Origin of the sequence: Actinomadura sediminis (genome assembly GCF_042675525.1) — a bacterium.
Classification (GTDB): Bacteria; Actinomycetota; Actinomycetes; order Streptosporangiales; family Streptosporangiaceae; genus Spirillospora; species Spirillospora sediminis.
Genome location: NZ_JBHTJA010000079.1, coordinates 1 through 17,270, shown reverse-complemented (window position 1 = coordinate 17,270; position 17,270 = coordinate 1). Strand labels below are relative to the sequence as shown.

General features: G+C 74.0%; 7 protein-coding genes. 3 read left to right on the top strand and 4 right to left on the bottom strand.

Annotation, left to right across the window (positions count from 1 at the left end; all coding sequences use genetic code 11):
- Positions 1–36: 36 nt before the first annotated feature.
- Entirely contained in the window at positions 37–444 is a 408-nt protein-coding gene (locus ACFQ11_RS27990; protein WP_378303937.1) for a DUF2000 family protein, read from the top strand.
- Here the strand turns inward: ACFQ11_RS27990 and ACFQ11_RS27985 are convergent.
- From ACFQ11_RS27985 to sbnA, 4 genes are all read right to left on the bottom strand, one after another.
- Positions 428–1,516: an acyl-CoA dehydrogenase family protein gene (locus tag ACFQ11_RS27985; protein ID WP_378303935.1), complete on the bottom strand. Its 1,089-nt coding sequence runs from the start codon at positions 1,514–1,516 to the stop codon at positions 428–430. The genes ACFQ11_RS27990 and ACFQ11_RS27985 overlap by 17 nt on opposite strands.
- Before the next feature lie 99 nt (positions 1,517–1,615).
- Positions 1,616–1,858: a hypothetical protein gene (locus ACFQ11_RS27980; protein WP_151008214.1), complete on the bottom strand. Its 243-nt coding sequence runs from the start codon at positions 1,856–1,858 to the stop codon at positions 1,616–1,618.
- Positions 1,859–1,916: 58 nt separating this feature from the next.
- Positions 1,917–2,942, bottom strand: coding sequence for a 2,3-diaminopropionate biosynthesis protein SbnB (sbnB, locus tag ACFQ11_RS27975; protein ID WP_378303932.1), 1,026 nt, complete (start codon positions 2,940–2,942; stop codon positions 1,917–1,919).
- Between the two features lie 26 nt (positions 2,943–2,968).
- The gene (gene sbnA / locus ACFQ11_RS27970; protein WP_378303930.1) at positions 2,969–3,919 is read right to left on the bottom strand and encodes a 2,3-diaminopropionate biosynthesis protein SbnA; all 951 of its coding nucleotides are present in this window, start codon (positions 3,917–3,919) and stop codon (positions 2,969–2,971) included.
- Between the two features lie 280 nt (positions 3,920–4,199).
- Here sbnA and ACFQ11_RS27965 point away from each other — a divergent pair, with 280 nt between their 5' ends.
- Complete coding sequence (locus ACFQ11_RS27965) at positions 4,200–5,714, top strand: amino acid adenylation domain-containing protein (RefSeq protein WP_378303928.1); 1,515 nt, start codon at positions 4,200–4,202, stop codon at positions 5,712–5,714.
- Between the two features lie 468 nt (positions 5,715–6,182).
- A partial coding sequence (locus tag ACFQ11_RS27960) for an amino acid adenylation domain-containing protein (RefSeq protein WP_378303926.1) occupies positions 6,183–17,270 on the top strand: 11,088 nt, incomplete at its 3' end.

Here is a 17,270-nt window from a genome sequence, read left to right as displayed (position 1 = left end):
AAGACGTCGCGCGGGCCGCCGGGCACGCTCGTCCGCATGCGCTTCGACACCAAGATCGGCATCGTCGTCCGCGACGACCTCGCCGCCTGGCAGCGGCTGAACGTGACCGCGTTCCTGGCCGGCGCGATCGCGACCGTCCCGGACGTGGTCGGCGAGCCCTACGAGGACGCGTCGGGCAACGCCTACCTCCCGACGTTCCGGCAGCCCGTCCTCGTCTACGAGGCGGACGCCGCCGCGATCGCCGGGGCCCACGCCCGCGCCCTCGCCCGGGGCTTCCCCCTGGCCGTCTACATCGACGACATGTTCAAGACCGGGCACGACGCCGCGAACCGCGCGACCGTCAAGGCCCGCGAAGCCGGCGACCTGCCCCTCGCCGGGCTGGCCGTCCACGGCCCGAAGAACGCCGTGGACAAGACGCTCAAGGGCCTCAGGCTGCACCCGTGATGCCCGCGAGGGCGCCGAGCCGCGCGCGATGGTGGTCGGACGAGCCGAACAGCTGCCGCGACCCCTGTGCGCGTTTGAAGTACAGGTGCGCGTCGTGCTCCCAGGTGAACCCGATCCCGCCGTGCATCTGGATCGCCTCGCCCGCCGTGTGGAAGTAGGCGTCCGAGCAGTACGCCTTCGCCAGCGCCGCCGCCGCGGGCAGCTCCGCCGGACGCTCGTCCGCGACGGCCGCCGCGTTCAGCACCGCCGACCGCGCCGACTCCACCAGCACGAACATGTCCGCGCACCGGTGCTTGATCGCCTGGAAGGAGCCGATGGCCCGCCCGAACTGCTTGCGGACCTTCACGTACTCGACCGTCATGTCCAGCGTCCGCTGCGCGCCGCCGAGCTGCTCCGCCGCCAGCGCCACCGCCGCCGTGTCGAGGGCCCGCAGGACGGCGTCCGCGCCGCCCACCCGCCGCACGGGGACGCCGTCGAACTCGATCCGCGCGAGCCTGCGGGTCTGGTCGACCGTCGGCATCGGCGTCCGCACGACCCCGTCGCCCCCCTCGACGGCGAACAGGCCCACGCCGTCCCCGTCCCGCGCCGCGACGAGCAGCAGGTCGGCGATGTGCCCGTCGAGCACGAAGCTCTTGACGCCGTTCAGCGTCCCGCCCGCGACGGTCGCCGTCACGCCCCGCAGGTCCCACCGGCCGCCGTCCTCGGCGACCGCGAGCGTGGCGATCGACGACCCGTCCGCGATGGCGGGCAGCAGGTCGTGGCCGCCCTCGCCCGCCGCGAGCCCCGCCGCCGCGGTGATCGTCGCGAGGAACGGCGTGCACGCCAGGGCGCGGCCCATCTCCTCGAACACCACGGCCAGCTCCCGCATCCCGAACCCGGCGCCGCCGTGCTCCTCCGGGATCGCGAGCCCCTGCAGCCCGAGCTGCTCGGCCATCTGCGCCCACACCGCGGGGTCGTGCCCCTCGGCGGTCTCCATCAGCCGCCGCACCTGCGCGCCGGACGATCGGTCGGCGAAGAAGCGCCGCAGCGCGTCCCGCAGCTCCCGCTGCTCCTCGGTGACGACGAGCTCCATCCGGCGGCCTCCCCAACGCGGCGCGTGTTCGGTCGGTTCGCCATGCTCGCCCAAGCGGACCGGCCCCGGCCGCTCCGCTCCCGCTCACCGGGACGGTCGTCAGGGCGCCCAGTCGTGCGGCCCGAGCACGTACCCCTTGTCGGTCGAGTGCACGTGGTTCACCGACACCAGGTGCCCGAGCGCCGCCCACAGGTCCTCTTCGGGCCCGCCGACCAGCCGCCCCAGCGTCGCGAAGTCCGCCGCGCCGCCGTCCTTGTCGATCTCCGCGACCGTCTCGTAGACCCGCAGCTCGAAGTCGCTGAGCTCCTGCACGTCCCCGCGCCTGTCGAATCGCTCGTCCATAGGGAAAGCGTGCCCACTCCCAGCGGTTCTATTTGCCCGCCCCTGCGAAGGGTCGGGATCAGCCGTGGCGGCTGAGGTCGTGGAAGAAGTCGGGGACGGTGTGCAGGGCCCCGGAGGCGGCGACCTCGTCGTAGACGTGGCGGGCGACGGCGAGGTCGAGGACGCCGAGGCCGAACGGGGAGAAGACGATCGGGCGGTCGGCGGGCGGGGCGATGCGGTCGGTGAGGACGTCGTAGAGCGTGCCGGCCACGAAGTCGCGGTTGCCGACGCGCTGCTCGGCGAGATGCGGGGACGTGTCGGCCTTCATGCAGTGCTCGACGTCGTCGACCACGTTCCACGCGTCGAGGATGATCTCGGGGGAGAGGTCGCGCAGCGAGACGTGCAGGACGAGCGGGCCGTGCGCGAACCAGGACGGGTCGTGGACGTGGGGTTCGCCCGCGACCGTCGCGAAGACGATGAGGTCGCAGGCGCGGATGAGGCTCTCGGCGGTGTCGTGGACGGTGACGGTGCCCTTCTCGGTGCGCTCCAGGTAGCCCTTGAAGCCCGCGGCGTGCTCGGCGGAGAGGTCGTGCACGGCGAGCTCGTCGAAGGTGAAGCCGGTGCCCGCGAGGTAGGTGTGGACGTAGCGGGCGATGAGGCCGCCGCCGACGAAGCCGACCCGGCGGGGGCGGTCGCCGCGGCGGTCGGCGATGGCCGCGGCGGCGAGCGCCGCGGACGCGGCGGTGCGGGCCGCGCTGATGATGGAGCTCTCCAGGCACGCGAAGGGGTAGCCGGTCTCGGCGTCGTTGAGGATGAGGACGGCGGACGCGCGCGGGAAGCCCTGCGCGACGTTGCCGGGGAAGCTGGAGATCCACTTGACGCCGTGCACGCCGACGTCGCCCTTGACCGAGGCGGGGAGCGCGATGATGCGGTCCGCCGGGCGGTCGGGGAACCGCAGGAAGTAGGAGTCGGGGTTGATCGTCTGCCCCTCGCCGTGCAGCCGGTAGGCCGCCTCGACCATCGCGACGACCCGCTCCTCCCGGCCGGCGACCGCCTCGTGCACCTGGGCGCCCGAGATCACGGCGAATGCGGGGACCTGCGACATGGGAACTCCGTGTTCTTCGCTGATGATCAGACGCCGAGAATATCGGCGCCCGAATCGAGTTCGGGAATCAGTGCGGGGAAGTGCTCGCGGAGCCAGCCCTCGGCGTAGAGGGAGTCGAGGTACCGCTCGCCGAGATCGGGGGCGATCGCCACGGCGACGGGGTCGGCGCCCGGGTACTTGGCGTCGAGCCAGCGGCACGCTCCGGACACGACGGTGCCGGTCGAGCCGCCGAACAGGAACCCCCGGGACGACAGCGCGCGGACCGTCCGGATCGTGTCGGTCTCCGGGACGTGCACCACGTCGTCCACCAGGGACTCGTCGACCAGGGCGGGACGGCTGCTGGTGCCGAGCCCGGGGACCATGCGGGGGCCGGGGACGCCGCCGAAGGTGACCGAGCCGACGGCGTCGACCGCCACGATCGTGACCGGGCGGCCGTGCTCGCGGAAGTACCGGGCGCAGCCCATCAGGGTGCCGGTGGTGCCGGCGCCGACGAACAGGACCTCCAGGTCGGGGAACTCGCGGTCGATCGCGGGGGCGGTGCCGCGGTAGTGCGCGAGCCAGTTGTTGCGGTTGGCGTACTGGTTCAGCCACACGTACCCGTCGGTCTCGCACAGTTCGCGGACGTACCGGATGCGGCTCTCCAGGAAGCCTCCGTTGGCGTCGGTCCGCGACACCACCCGGACCTCGGCGCCGAGCGCGCGCATGACCCGCATGGACGCGGGGTTGCAGCGGGGGTCGGTGACGCAGACGAACTTGAGGCCGCGGTCGGCGGCGATGAGGCTGAGCGCGATGCCGAGGTTGCCCGAGGACGATTCCACGATCGTCGCACCGGGGGTGAGCAGGCCGTCGCGCTCCGCGGCGTCCACCATCGCGGCGGCCGCCTTGAGTTTCACCGAACCGGCGAAATTGAAGCCTTCGCACTTGAGGAGGAGCGGCCGCCCGATCACATTTCGCAGATCGACGTAAAGGTCGTCCACATTGAAATCCTGCGGCGCGGTTATTATCGGCACGCTGCCACCCTGAAATGAAGAAGCAATTCCCTCATCGTCCCCCGTGCAACGCCGCGGGTGTAATTCCCCTGACCATGGCGGAGCCTCACCGTACCTTCGCCCATCTTGCCCCCGCAACCCCCGCTTACCGGCGGGTAGGGCAGAATGCGCGGTGCTTCTCGGCGGGTCCGGACTTAAGCTATGGAGCCGCATTGTCGAGCGCCGGGTTCGATGACGGCGAAGCGATACTAGATCACGGAGAGTGAACATGAGCGCTCGTGGACCGGCGGCCGGACGGCTGCTTCCCCCGGCCGGTCTCGCGTCCCTCGCGGTGCCGGCGGCCGAGCTCGACCGGGCGCGGGACCTGGCCGTCCGGCACGGGATGCTGCGCGAGCGGGACGTCGACCTCGGCGACCCCGTGATCACCCGGGTGGAGCGGTTCGCCGCCGAGCGGGACCGGCCCGCGGTCGCCGACGCGGCCCGCGCGCTGAGCTACGCGGAACTGGCCGCCGAGGCGCGCCGCCTCGCGACGCTGCTGGACGGCGCGGGCGTGCGGCCCGGCGAGGTCGTCGGGGTCGGCGGCGGACGGTGCGCCGCGGTGATCGCGGCGTTCCTGGCGATCGAGCTGGTCGGCGCCCTGTACGTGCCGGCCGACGAGACGTGGCCGGCGACGCGCGTGCGGGACGTGCTCGACCAGGCGGGCGCGTCCGTCCTGCTCACCGTGGACGACGCTCCCGCGCCCGCGCTGCTGGAGGGCGCCGCGGAGGCCGGGTGCCGGACGGTCCGCGCCGACGCGGCCCGCGACCTCGCGCCGTGGCCCGGCGAACCCCTCCTGGACGCCCTCGACCGCCCCCGCTACGTGCTGTTCACGTCCGGTTCGACGGGACGCCCGAAGGGTGCGGTCGTCGAGCACCGGGGGATGCTCAACCACCTCTGGGCGAAGATCGTCGACCTGGAGCTGACGGACGCCGACGCGGTCGCGTTCACCGCCCCCCTCGGCTTCGACATCTCGATCTGGCAGATGCTGTGCCCGCTGCTGCTCGGCGGCCGGGTCGAGATCGTCGGCGACGACGTCGCGCACGACGCGCCCGCGTTCGCGCGGCTGGTGGACGAGCGCGCCGTCACGGTCGTCGAGCTGGTCCCGACGATGGTCCGGCATCTGCTCGACGACCTGCCGGACGGCCCGGGCGGGCCGCCGTTCCCCGGGCTGCGCTGGATGATCGCGACCGGTGAGGAGCTGCCCGCCGAGCTGTCCCGCCGCTGGCTGTCGGCCGTGCCGCACGCGCGGCTGCTGAACGCCTACGGCCCCACCGAGTGCTCCGACGACGTCACCCACCACACCGTCACGGCCGGGGATCTGGAGCTGCTGCGGCTGCCCATCGGCACCCCGATCGTGAACGCGCGCCTGTACGTCCTGCGCGCGCTGGACGACGGGACGTGGGCGGCGTGCGACGTCGGCGAGACCGGCGAGCTGTTCGTCGGCGGGGTGGTGGTCGGTCGCGGCTACCTGGGCGACCCGGACCGGACGCGCGAGGCGTTCTACCGGGACCCGTTCGGCCCGTCGCCGACCGGGCGCCTCTACCGGACGGGCGACGCGGTGCGGCTGCTGCCGGCGGGCGCGGGCGGCGAGGACCGGCCGACCCTGCAGTACCTCGGCCGGGTCGACCGGCAGGTGAAGATCTCCGGGGTGCGGATGGAGCTGGGGGAGATCGAGGCGGTGCTGCAGCGGCACCCGTCGGTGGGCGCGGCGGCGGTGGTCGTGCACGAGTATCCGGCCAGGTAGCGGACGGTGCGCGGGCCCGCAAGTTAACGTTCGGTAATCGCATTGGCCGGATTCGGTTGTCAACCTTTGTCACCCGGCGAGCGTCCGGGGCGTCACGCGGCCTCCACCAGCCGTGTGCTTTTGTCACTCCTGTGAGCAATATTCGTGGTCAAGTTCTACTTTCGAGGGGATTGCGAGAGCTGTGACCAGGCTGCTTGACTGGGGCACCGCTACTCCTGAGTAGAACACGGGTCGCGGGAGGTCTTGCCGGAGACGCAAAACGGCGGCGCTCCGTATCGGCGAGACCACAGGGCGCAGTCCGGGATCGCGGCCGCCGCGCATCCGACGGGACTCGGGGAAAGGGGACGGGGACAGCCCGATCAGTTCTGTGGTCATTCTCATCGGTTTTCCGCCCATCGGACCCGGCGCCGCTGCGGCGCCGTTGCCGGGCACAAAGCAAACCCACCCCGACCCGGAAAGTGCCGCTTGATGTCGTCCACCGAGTTCGTTCCCCTCTCCGCCGCTCAGCAGAGCGTGTGGTACGCGCAGCAACTGGCGCCGGGAACGCCGATCCATCTCGCGCAGTACATCGAGATCGAGGGCCGGCTCGACCACGTGCTGTTCGACCGGGTCGCGCGAATCGCGGCGCACGAGGCGCTCGCGCTGAACGTCCGGCTGGTGGAACGGGACGGAATCGCGCACCAGATCCTGGACCCCGACGCGACCGCGACCGTTCCCCTCGTGGACCTCAGCGCCGAGCCCGACCCGCGCGCCGCCGCGCGGGCCCGGATCCGCGCCCGGATGGCCGAGCCGCTCCCGCTGGACGCCGAGCACCTGTACGTCACCGAACTCCTGCGGCTCTCGCCCGACCTGCACTGGTGGTTCCTGCGGGCGCACCACACGATCCAGGACGCCTACAGCGGCTCGATCCTGAGCCGCCGCGCCGCCGAGGTCTACACCGCGCTCGCGAACGGCGGCGAGTACGTCCCGGCCGAGCAGGGCGACTACCGCCGCGTCCTCGCCGAGGAGGAGGCGTACCGGGCGTCGGAGAAGTTCGAACGCGACCGGGCGTACTGGACGGAACGGTTCGCCGACCGCCCCGTCGCGGTGAGCCTCGCGGACGGCATGGCCGAGCCGACCACCGACTACCTGAGCCGCATCACCGTCGTCCCACCCGCGCAGACCGCCGACCTCGCGGCGGGGGCGCGCCGGCTGCGCACCGCCGCGCAGGGCCTCGCGATCGCCGCGACCGCCGCGTACGTGGCGCGGATGACCGGCACCGAGGACGTCATCCTCGGGCTCGCCGTCACCGGCCGCACCACCCAGGTCGCGCTCGACACCCCCGCGATGCTCGCGACGATCCTGCCGCTGCGCGTGGCCGTCACGCCCGACATGACGGTCGAGCGGCTCGTCCGCACCGCGACCCGGGCCGCCGCCCGCGCCCTGCGCCACCAGCACTACCGGCGCGAGGACCTGCTGCGGGACCTGCGGCTGCTCGGCGAGCAGCGCCGCCTGTACGGGCCGGTCATCAACATCATGGCGTTCGACTACCGCCTCGACTTCGCTGGCCTCCCGGCACGGAGCCACGCCATCACGACCGGCCCCATCGACGACCTGTCGATCAACATCTACGACAACTCCGACGGCACGGGCATGCGCATCGACTTCGAGGCGCACCCCGGCCTGTACACCGAAGCCGAGGTCGGCGCGCACCAGGACCGCTACGTCCGGTTCCTGCGCGCCCTCGGCGACGCGGACCCCGCGACGCCCCTGCGCGACGTTCCGTTCCTCGACGACGCCGAGCGCGGGCTCGTCCTGCACGAGTGGAACGACACGTCCGCCCCCGTCGCCCCGGCGGTCGTCCCCGACCTGGTGGAGGCGCAGGCGGCTCGGACGCCCGGCGCGACGGCCGTGACGTGCGACGATGTCGCGCTCACGTACGCGGAGCTGAACTCTCGCGCGAACCGTCTGGCCCGGCGTTTGATCGAGCGGGGTGTGGGGCCCGAGGATTTCGTGGCCCTCGCCCTCCCGCGCGACGCCGACCTCATCGTGGCCGCCCTGGCAGTGCTGAAGGCGGGCGCGGCCTACCAGCCGATCGACCTGGCGTATCCGCCCGACCGCATCGCCTACATGCTCGCCGACGCGAACCCGGCCGCGGTCATCACGACGACCGGCGCCGACCTCCCCGGCACCGCGATCACGGGTCCCGACGATCGTCCCGCCTCGGCACCCGGTGCCGCGGTCCCGGCGGCGGCCGCCGAGGTGAACGGCCGCCTCGGTCCGGCACCCGGTGCGGCGGACGCCGCGGCGGACTCCCGCTCCGCCCCGGTGTCCGGCCCGGCCGGTGCGGGCGCCGCCGAGAGCCTCCCGGCGGGCGGGGGCGAGCAGACCGGCGGCGGGCGCGGTATCGCGCGGATCGAGATCGACGTCCTGGACCTCGGTGACGTGCCCGACGGCGATGTGACGGACGCCGAGCGGGTCCGGCCGCTGCACCCGGGGCACCCCGCGTACGTCATCTACACGTCCGGGTCGACCGGGCGCCCGAAGGGCGTCGTCGTCTCGCACGCGAACGTCGCCGACCTGTGCGCGTGGGCGGGCCGCGAGTTCGGCCCCGGGCGGCTGGCGCGCGTCCTGTTCTCCACCTCGATGAACTTCGACGTGTCGGTGTTCGAGTGGCTCGTCCCGCTGACCCGCGGCGGCGAGATCGAGGTCGTCCGCGACCTGCTCGCGGTCGCCGAGCGGGGCGGCTGGTCGGGGACGCTGTTCAGCGGCGTCCCGTCCGCCGTGTCGGCGCTGCTCGGCACCGGACGGCTCGACCTGCGGGCCGGCGACGCCGTGCTGGCGGGCGAGGCGCTGCCGGCGCGGCTCCTGCGGGACCTGCGCGCGCTGCTGCCGGACGCCCGCGTCTCCAACATCTACGGCCCCACCGAGGCGACCGTCTACGCGGCCGCGTGGCACGACGACGGCAACACCGCCGGGCACGCGCCGATCGGCGGGCCGGTCGCCAACACCCGCGCGTACGTGCTGGACGCCGCCCTGCGGCCCGTGCCGCCCGGCGCCCCCGGCGAGCTGTACCTCGCGGGGGAGGGGCTGGCGCGCGGCTATCTGAACCGGCCGGGCCTGACCGCCGACCGGTTCGTCGCGTGTCCGTTCGGGGACCGTCCGGGCGAGCGGATGTACCGGACGGGCGACCTCGCGCGGTGGAACCGCGACGGGCACATCGAGTACCTCGGGCGGCTCGACCACCAGGTGAAGGTGCGGGGCTTCCGCATCGAGCTCGGCGAGATCGAGACGGCCCTCGCCGCGCACCCGGCCGTGTCGCAGAGCGTCGTCGTCGCGCGCGAGGACAACGCGGGGGACACGGTCCTCGTCGGGTACGTCGTCGGCGACGACCCCGACCCGGCGGAGCTGCGCGCGTTCGCCGGGACGACGCTGCCCGAGTACATGGTCCCCGCGGCGGTCGTCGTCCTGGACGCGATGCCGCTGAACCCGAACGGCAAGCTCGACCGGGCCGCGCTGCCCGCGCCCGACCTCGCCGCGACCGCCGCCGGGCGGGCGCCGCGCGACGCCCGCGAGGAGGCGCTGTGCGCGGTGTTCGCCGAGGTGCTCGGCGTCGAGCGGGTCGGGATCGACGACGGTTTCTTCGAGCTCGGCGGCGACTCCCTCAAGGCGACGCGCGTCGCGTCGCGGGCCCGCGCCGTACTGGGCGTGGACGTGAAGGTCCGCGCGGTGTTCGAGGCGCCGACCGTCGCGGCGCTCGCGGCCCGGCTCGCGGAGGAGGCCGCGCCGGACGCGCGGCCCCCGCTCGTCCCCGCGCGGCGTCCCGACCCGCTGCCCGTCTCGTACGCGCAGCGCAGGCTGTGGTTCATCCACGACCTGGAGGGGCCGTCCGCGACCTACCACATCCCGATCCCGCTGCGGCTGCGCGGCGACCTCGACCTGGCCGCCGTGCGCGCCGCGACCCGCGACATGCTCGCCCGGCACGAGGCGCTGCGCACGGTGTTCACCGAGATCGGCGGCGAGCCGTACCAGCGCGTCCTGCCCGTCGGGGAGGCCGCGGCGGACCCGATCGTCGCCGACTGCGGACCGGACGGCCTGGCCGCGGCGGTGCTCGAGGCCGCGACCCGCGGGTTCGACCTGGCCGCCGAGCCGCCGGTGCGGGTGCACGTGTTCCGCGTCGCGCCCCGAGACCACCTGCTGCTGCTCGTCCTGCACCACATCGCGGGCGACGGCTGGTCGATGGAGCCGCTGGCCCGCGACCTCATCACCGCGTACGCCGCCCGCGCCGAGGGACGCGCCCCGGACTGGGCGCCGCTGCCCGTCCAGTACGCCGACTACGCGGTGTGGCAGCGCGCGGTGCTCGGCGACGAGGACGACCCCGGCAGCCCGATCTCCCGGCAGCTCGCCCACTGGCGGGACGCCCTGGCCGGCCTTCCCGAGGAGCTGGGCCTGCCCGCCGACCGCCCGCGCCCGGCCCGCGCGTCCGGGCGCGGCGCGCAGCACGCGTTCGCGCTGCCGCCGGAGCTGCACGCCGCCCTCGCCGGGCTCGCCCGGGACCACGGCGCGAGCCTGTTCATGGTGCTGCAGGCCGCGCTCGCCGGGCTGTTCACCCGGCTCGGCGCCGGGACGGACGTGCCGATCGGCTCGCCGGTCGCGGGCCGCTCCGACGAGGCGCTGAACGACCTCGTCGGCGTGTTCGTCAACACGCTGGTGCTGCGCACCGACACCTCCGGCGACCCGACGTTCGCGGAGCTGCTCGCCCGCGTCCGGGAGACCGACCTCGCGGCGTTCGCGCACCAGGACGTCCCGTTCGAGCGGCTCGTCGAGGTGCTGAACCCGGCCCGGTCGATGGCGCGGCACCCGCTGTTCCAGGTCATGATCTCGATGCAGAACGACCCGTCGGCGCGGGTCGAGCTGCCCGGCCTGACGGTCGAGCTCGAATCCGTCGACCCGGGCGTGTCCCGTTTCGACCTCGCGCTGCTCGTGGACGAGCGGCACGACGCGTCCGGCGCGCCCGCCGGGATCGACTGCCGCCTGGAGTACGCCCTCGACCTGTTCGAGCCCGCCACGGCACGGGCGATGGCCGCGCGCCTCGAACGTCTCCTCGCGCAGGTCGCGGAGGCCCCCGGCCGTCCGCTGTCGTCCGTCGACCTGCTCGACGACGCCGAACGCGCGCTGCTGCTGGACGAGTGGAACGACACCGGTGTGCCCGTCGAGCCCTGCGTCGTCCCCGGCCTGGTGGAGGCGCAGGCGGCCCGGACGCCCGGCGCGACGGCCGTCACGTGCGACGGCGCCTCCCTCACGTACGCGGAGCTGAACGCCCGCGCGAACCGTCTCGCCCGGCACCTGATCGGGCTCGGTGTCGGGCCGGAGGACTTCGTGGCGCTGGCGCTGCCGCGCGACGCCGACATGGTCGTGGCGGCGCTGGCGGTGCTGAAGGCGGGCGCCGCCTACCAGCCGATCGACCTCGCCTACCCGCCCGACCGCATCGCTTTCATGCTGGCCGACGCGAACCCGGCCGCCGTCCTCACCACGACCGGCGCCGACCTCCCCGCCGCCGGCGCCCGTATCGAGATCGACGCGCTCGACCTCGGTGACGTCCCGGGCGGCGACGTGGCGGACGCCGAGCGGGTCCGGCCGCTGCACCCGGGGCACCCCGCGTACGTCATCTACACGTCCGGGTCGACCGGGCGCCCGAAGGGCGTCGTCGTCTCGCACGCGAACGTCGCCGACTTCTGCGCCGAGTCGTGGGACTCCTACGGCTGCGAGCGGATGGCGAAGGTGCTGTTCTCGACGTCGCTGAACTTCGACGTGTCGGTGTTCGAGTGGCTCGTCCCGCTGACCTGCGGCGGCGAGATCGAGGTCGTCCGCGACCTGCTCGCGGTCGCCGAGCGGGGCGGCTGGTCGGGGACGCTGATCAGCGGCGTCCCGTCCGCCGTGTCGGCGCTGCTGGCGCGCGGCGGGCCGCGGCTGGAGGCGGGCGACGTCGCGCTCGGCGGCGAGGCGCTGCCGCCGCAGCTCCTGCGGGACCTGCGCGCGCTGCTGCCGGACGCCCGCATCTCCAACATCTACGGCCCCACCGAGGCGACGGTCTTCGTCACCGGCTGGTACGACGACGGGAACCCGCGCGGCAACGCGCCGATCGGCCGCCCGATGGCGAACACCCGCGCCTACGTGCTGGACGAGCGGCTGCGGCCCGTCCCGGTCGGGACGCCCGGCGAGCTGTACGTCGCGGGCGACGGCCTCGCCCGCGGCTACCTGAACCGGCCGGGCCTGACCGCCGACCGGTTCGTCGCGTGCCCGTTCGGGGACCGTCCGGGCGAGCGGATGTACCGGACGGGCGACCTCGTGCGGTGGAACCGCGACGGGCACATCGAGTACCTCGGGCGCCTCGACCACCAGGTGAAGGTGCGGGGCTTCCGCATCGAGCTCGGCGAGATCGAGACGGCCCTCGCCGCCCATCCGGCCGTGTCGCAGAGCGTCGTCGTCGCGCGCCGCGACGCCGCGGGCGACACCGTCCTCGCGGGCTACGTCGTCGGCGACGACCCCGACCCGGCGGAGCTGCGCGCGTTCGCCGGGACGACGCTGCCCGAGTACATGGTCCCGGCCGCGATCGTCGTGCTCGACGCGATGCCGCTGAACCCGAACGGCAAGCTCGACCGCGCCGCCCTCCCCGAACCCGACCTCTCCGCCGCCGCGACCGCGCGCGGCCCCCGCGACGCCCGCGAGGAGATCCTCTGCGGGATCGTCGCGGACGTGCTCGGGCTGCCCCGCGTCGGCATCGACGACGGGTTCTTCGACCTCGGCGGCGACTCCCTCAAGGCGACCCGCGTCGTCGCCCGCGCCCGCGCCGCGCTGAACGCCGAACTGCCCGTCCGGGCCCTGTTCGAGACCCCGACGGTCGCGGGCCTCGCCGCGCACGTCGCGTCCGCCGCGGCGGGCCCGGCGCGTCCGGCGCTGCGCGCCGCCGCCGAACGCCCCGACCCGCTGCCGGTCTCGCCCGCGCAGGAACGCCTCTGGTTCCTCAACCGGCTCGAGGGGCGCACCGCCACCTACAACATGCCGATCCCGCTGCGGCTCACCGGCGCGATCGACGTCGACGCGATGCGGGCCGCGCTGCGCGACGTCGTCGCCCGCCACGAGCCGCTCCGCACCCTGTTCGCCGACGCGGACGGCGAACCGCACCAGGTCGTCCTCCCGCCGGACGCCGTCGAGGTGCCGTTCACCGTCGCGGACGCCGACCCCGCCGACCCGCACGGCGCCCTGTTCATGGACGCCGCGCGCGGCTTCGACCTCGCCGCCGAACCGCCGCTGCGCGCCCACCTGTACCGGCTCGGGGCCGCCCGCGGGCGCGACGACGACGAGCACCTGCTGATGCTCGTGCTGCACCACATCGCCGGGGACGGCTGGTCCATGGCGCCGCTCGCCCGCGACGTGATCACCGCCTACATGGCGCGCCGTGACGGCCGCTCCCCCGAGTGGGCGCCGCTGCCCGTCCAGTACGCCGACTACGCGCTCTGGCAGCGGGAGCTGTTCGGTTCCGAGGACGACCCCGGCAGCCTCGTCTCCCGGCAGATCGCGTACTGGACGGGCGCGCTCGCCGGGCTGCCCGACCAGATCCGGCTCCCGCACGACCGGCCCCGTCCCGAGCGCGCGTCCTACCGGGGCGGGCAGGTCCCGTTCGAGCTGCCGGCCGACCTCGCCGAGGGGCTGCGCGGCCTCGCCCGCGACCATCAGGTCAGCGTGTTCATGGTGCTGCAGGCCGCGCTCGCCGCGCTGCTCACCCGCCTCGGCGCCGGGACGGACGTGCCGATCGGCTCGCCGGTCGCGGGCCGCACGGACGAGGCCCTCGACGACCTCGTCGGCGTGTTCGTCAACACGCTCGTCCTCCGCACCGACACGTCCGGCGACCCGGCGTTCGCCGAGCTGCTCGCCCGCGTCCGGGAGACCGACCTCGCCGCGCACGCGCACCAGGACGTCCCGTTCGAGCGGCTCGTCGAGGTGCTGAACCCGGCCCGCTCGCTGGCCCGGCACCCCCTGTTCCAGGTGATGCTGACCCTGCAGAACAACCCGGAGGCGTCCGTCGAGCTGCCCGGCCTCGCCGTCGCCGTCGAACCGGTGGACGCCGGGGTCGCCAAGTTCGACCTGGAGTTCCTGCTGGAGGACGCCCGGGACGGCTCCGGCGCCCTCGCCGGGACGATCGAGTACGCCCTGGACCTGTTCGACCGCGAGACCGTGGAGCGCCTCGCCGGCTGGTACCGCCGCGTCCTGGAGACCGCCGTGGAGTCCGGCGGCGCCGTCACCGTCACCGGCCTCGACCTGCCGGGCGCGCCCGTCCCCGAACCGGTGCGGGACCGGACGGAGAAGCGGCTCGTCGCCTACGTCGTCGCGGCCCCCGGCGAACGCCCCGACCCGGAGGAGCTGCGCGCGCACATGCGCGAGCACCTGCCGGAGTCGATGGTGCCCGCCGCCGTCGTCGTCCTCGACGAGATGCCGCTCACCCCGAACGGCAAGGTCGACGTCAAGGCGCTCCCGCGGCCCGAACTCGCCGCGGCCGACCCCGCGGCCGCGTACCGGGCGCCGTCCGGGCCGCGCGAGGAGGCCGTCGCCGCCGTCTTCGCCGACCTGCTCGGCGTGGACCGCGACCGGATCGGCGCCGACGACGACTTCTTCGCCCTCGGCGGCAACTCGCTGATCGCGATGCGGGTCGTCAGCCGGGTCCGCCGCGCGTTCGACACCGAGATCCCCGTGCGGGCGCTGTTCGAGGCCCCGACCGTCGCCGGGCTCGCCGCCCTCCTCGGCTCCGGCGCGGAACCCGTCCGCCCGCCGCTGGAGCCGCGCGAGCGCCCGGACGCCGTCCCGCTCTCCTACGCGCAGCAGCGGCTGTGGTTCCTCGGCCGCTTCGAGGGCCCGTCGGCGACCTACAACATGCCGACCGCCCTGCGCATCCGCGGCCCCCTGGACACCGCCGCCGTGGACGCCGCCGTCGGCGACCTCGTCGCCCGGCACGAGACGCTCCGCACGGTCCTGCCCGACCACGACGGCGTCCCCCGGCAGGTCGTCCTCGACCCGGCCGCCGCCCGCCCCGAACTGGAGATCACCGACACCACCGAGGCGGAACTCCCGATGCGGCTCGCCATGGCCGCCGGGTACGCGTTCGACATCTCCGCCGAGCCGCCGCTGCGCGCCCACCTGTTGCGGATCTCCCCGGACGAGCACGTCGCGCTGCTGCTCATGCACCACCTCGGCGGCGACGGCTGGTCGATGGCGCCGCTCGCCCGCGACTTCGTCACCGCGTACGCGTCCCGCGCCGAGGGGCGTGCGCCCGAGTGGGCGCCGCTGCCGGTGCAGTACGCCGATTACACGCTGTGGCAGCGGGAGCTTTTCGGTTCCGAGGACGACCCGGAGAGCCTCGTCTCGCGGCAGATCGCGTACTGGCGGGAGGCTCTCGACGGCCTGCCCGACGAGCTGCCGCTCCCGACCGACCGGCCGCGCCCCGCCGAGGCGTCCCACCGCGGCGCGACCGCCCGCTTCCGGCTCGGCGCCGACGCCCTCGACGGGCTCCGCCGCCTCGCGCAGGACACCGGCGCGAGCCCCTTCATGGTCGCCCAGGCCGCGTTCGCCGCGCTGCTGACCCGGCTGGGCGCGGGGACGGACGTGCCGATCGGCTCGCCGATCGCGGGCCGCACCGACGAGGCGCTCGACGACCTCGTCGGCATGTTCGTCAACATGCTCGTGTTCCGCACCGACACGTCCGGCGACCCCGCCTTCCGCGAGCTCGTCGCACGCGTCAAGGAGACCGACCTCGCCGCGTACGCGCACCAGGACGTCCCGTTCGAGCGGCTCGTCGAGGTGCTGAACCCGCCGCGTCACCTCGGCCGGCACCCCCTGTTCCAGGTCGGCCTCACGTTCCAGAACAACCCCGAGGCCCGCCTCGAACTCGACGGGTTCAGCGCCGAACTCGAACCCCTGGACGCCGGCGCCGCCCGCTTCGACCTGCTGATGATCCTCACCGAGCGGGACGACGGCCTCGACGGCGAACTCGAGTACGCCCTCGACCTGTTCGACCACCGCACCGCCGAACGCCTCATCGCGCGCTTCGAGCGGTACCTCGCCGCGCTGCTCGCCGACCCGGACGCGCCCATCGGCGCCCCCGACGTCCTCGACCCGGAGGAGCGCGCCGCCGTCCTCGGCGACTGGGCGGGCGGCGCCGCGCACCCCGCGCAGCGCGCCACGATCCCGGCGTTGTTCGAGGCTCGTGCGGCGGAGCGTCCGGATGCGGTGGCGGTGACGTTCGAGGGTGTGTCGTGGACGTTCGCCGAGGTGAACGCGCGGGCGAACCGGCTGGCGCGGTGCCTGGTGGAGCGGGGTGCGGGGCCGGAGCGGTTCGTGGCGCTGGCGTTGCCGCGTTCGGCGGATCTGGTGGTGGCGGTCCTGGCGGTGCTGAAGGCCGGTGCCGCGTACGTGCCGATCGATCCGGATTATCCGGCCGATCGCATCGCGTACATGCTGGACGACGTCCGTCCCGTCTTGACGGTTCGCGCGGAGGAGACCTCCGCGCCGGGCGGCGGGAACGGCGCGGCCGGTCCCGCCGGAGGCGGTGATGCGGGCGCGTCCGTGGTGACGGTCCGCCTCGGTGATGCGGACGCAGCGGGCTACGACGATGCGAACCTCGGTGTCGAGGTCTCCCCGGACAGCGCTGCGTACGTGATCTATACGTCGGGTTCGACGGGGCGCCCGAAGGGTGTGGTGGTGCCGCATCAGAATGTGGTGCGGTTGTTGCGGTCGACGGAGGAGTGGTTCGGTTTCGGGCCGGACGATGTGTGGACGTTGTTCCACTCGTATGCGTTCGACTTCTCGGTGTGGGAGTTGTGGGGGTCGCTGCTGTACGGGGGCCGCCTGGTCGTTGTTCCGTACCTGACCTCCCGATCGCCACAGGACTTCCTGCGCTTGCTTGAGGCCGAGCGGGTGACGGTCCTGAACCAGACGCCGTCGGCGTTCTACCAGTTGATGGCGGCCGACAAGGAGTCTCCGGGGCGTGATCTGTCGGCGTTGCGGTACGTCGTGTTCGGTGGTGAGGCGCTGGAGCTGGGTCGCCTGGACGACTGGTACTCGCGGCACCCGGAGAACGCTCCGACCCTCGTCAACATGTACGGGATCACGGAAACGACCGTGCATGTCTCTTACGTCGCGCTGGATCGGGCGTACGCGGCCACCGCGCCCGGCAGCGTCGTCGGGACAGGCATTCCGGACCTGCGCGTCTACGTGCTGGACGACAGGTTGCGTCCCGTTCCGCCCGGCGTGGTCGGCGAGCTGTACGTGGCCGGTCCGGGACTTGCGCGCGGGTATCTCAATCGGCCGGGGTTGTCGGCGGAGCGGTTCGTCGCCGACCCGTACGGCGAGCCGGGCACCCGCATGTACCGGACGGGCGACCTCGGGCGCTGGCTGGACGGCGGACGCCTCGAGTACCTCGGCCGGATCGACCAGCAGGTGCAGTTGCGGGGGTTCCGGATCGAGCTCGGCGAGGTCGAGGCGGCCCTCACCCGTCACGAGGACGTCCGGGACGCGGCCGTCGCC

Excerpts from the sequence above, each read along its gene's own strand:
- ACFQ11_RS27990 (WP_378303937.1), top strand. The coding sequence starts at position 37 with ATGCGCTTCGACACCAAGATCGGCATCGTCGTCCGCGACGACCTCGCC.
- ACFQ11_RS27985 (WP_378303935.1), bottom strand. The coding sequence starts at position 1,516 with ATGGAGCTCGTCGTCACCGAGGAGCAGCGGGAGCTGCGGGACGCGCTG.
- ACFQ11_RS27980 (WP_151008214.1), bottom strand. The coding sequence starts at position 1,858 with ATGGACGAGCGATTCGACAGGCGCGGGGACGTGCAGGAGCTCAGCGAC.
- sbnB (WP_378303932.1), bottom strand. The coding sequence starts at position 2,942 with ATGTCGCAGGTCCCCGCATTCGCCGTGATCTCGGGCGCCCAGGTGCAC.
- ACFQ11_RS27965 (WP_378303928.1), top strand. The coding sequence starts at position 4,200 with ATGAGCGCTCGTGGACCGGCGGCCGGACGGCTGCTTCCCCCGGCCGGT.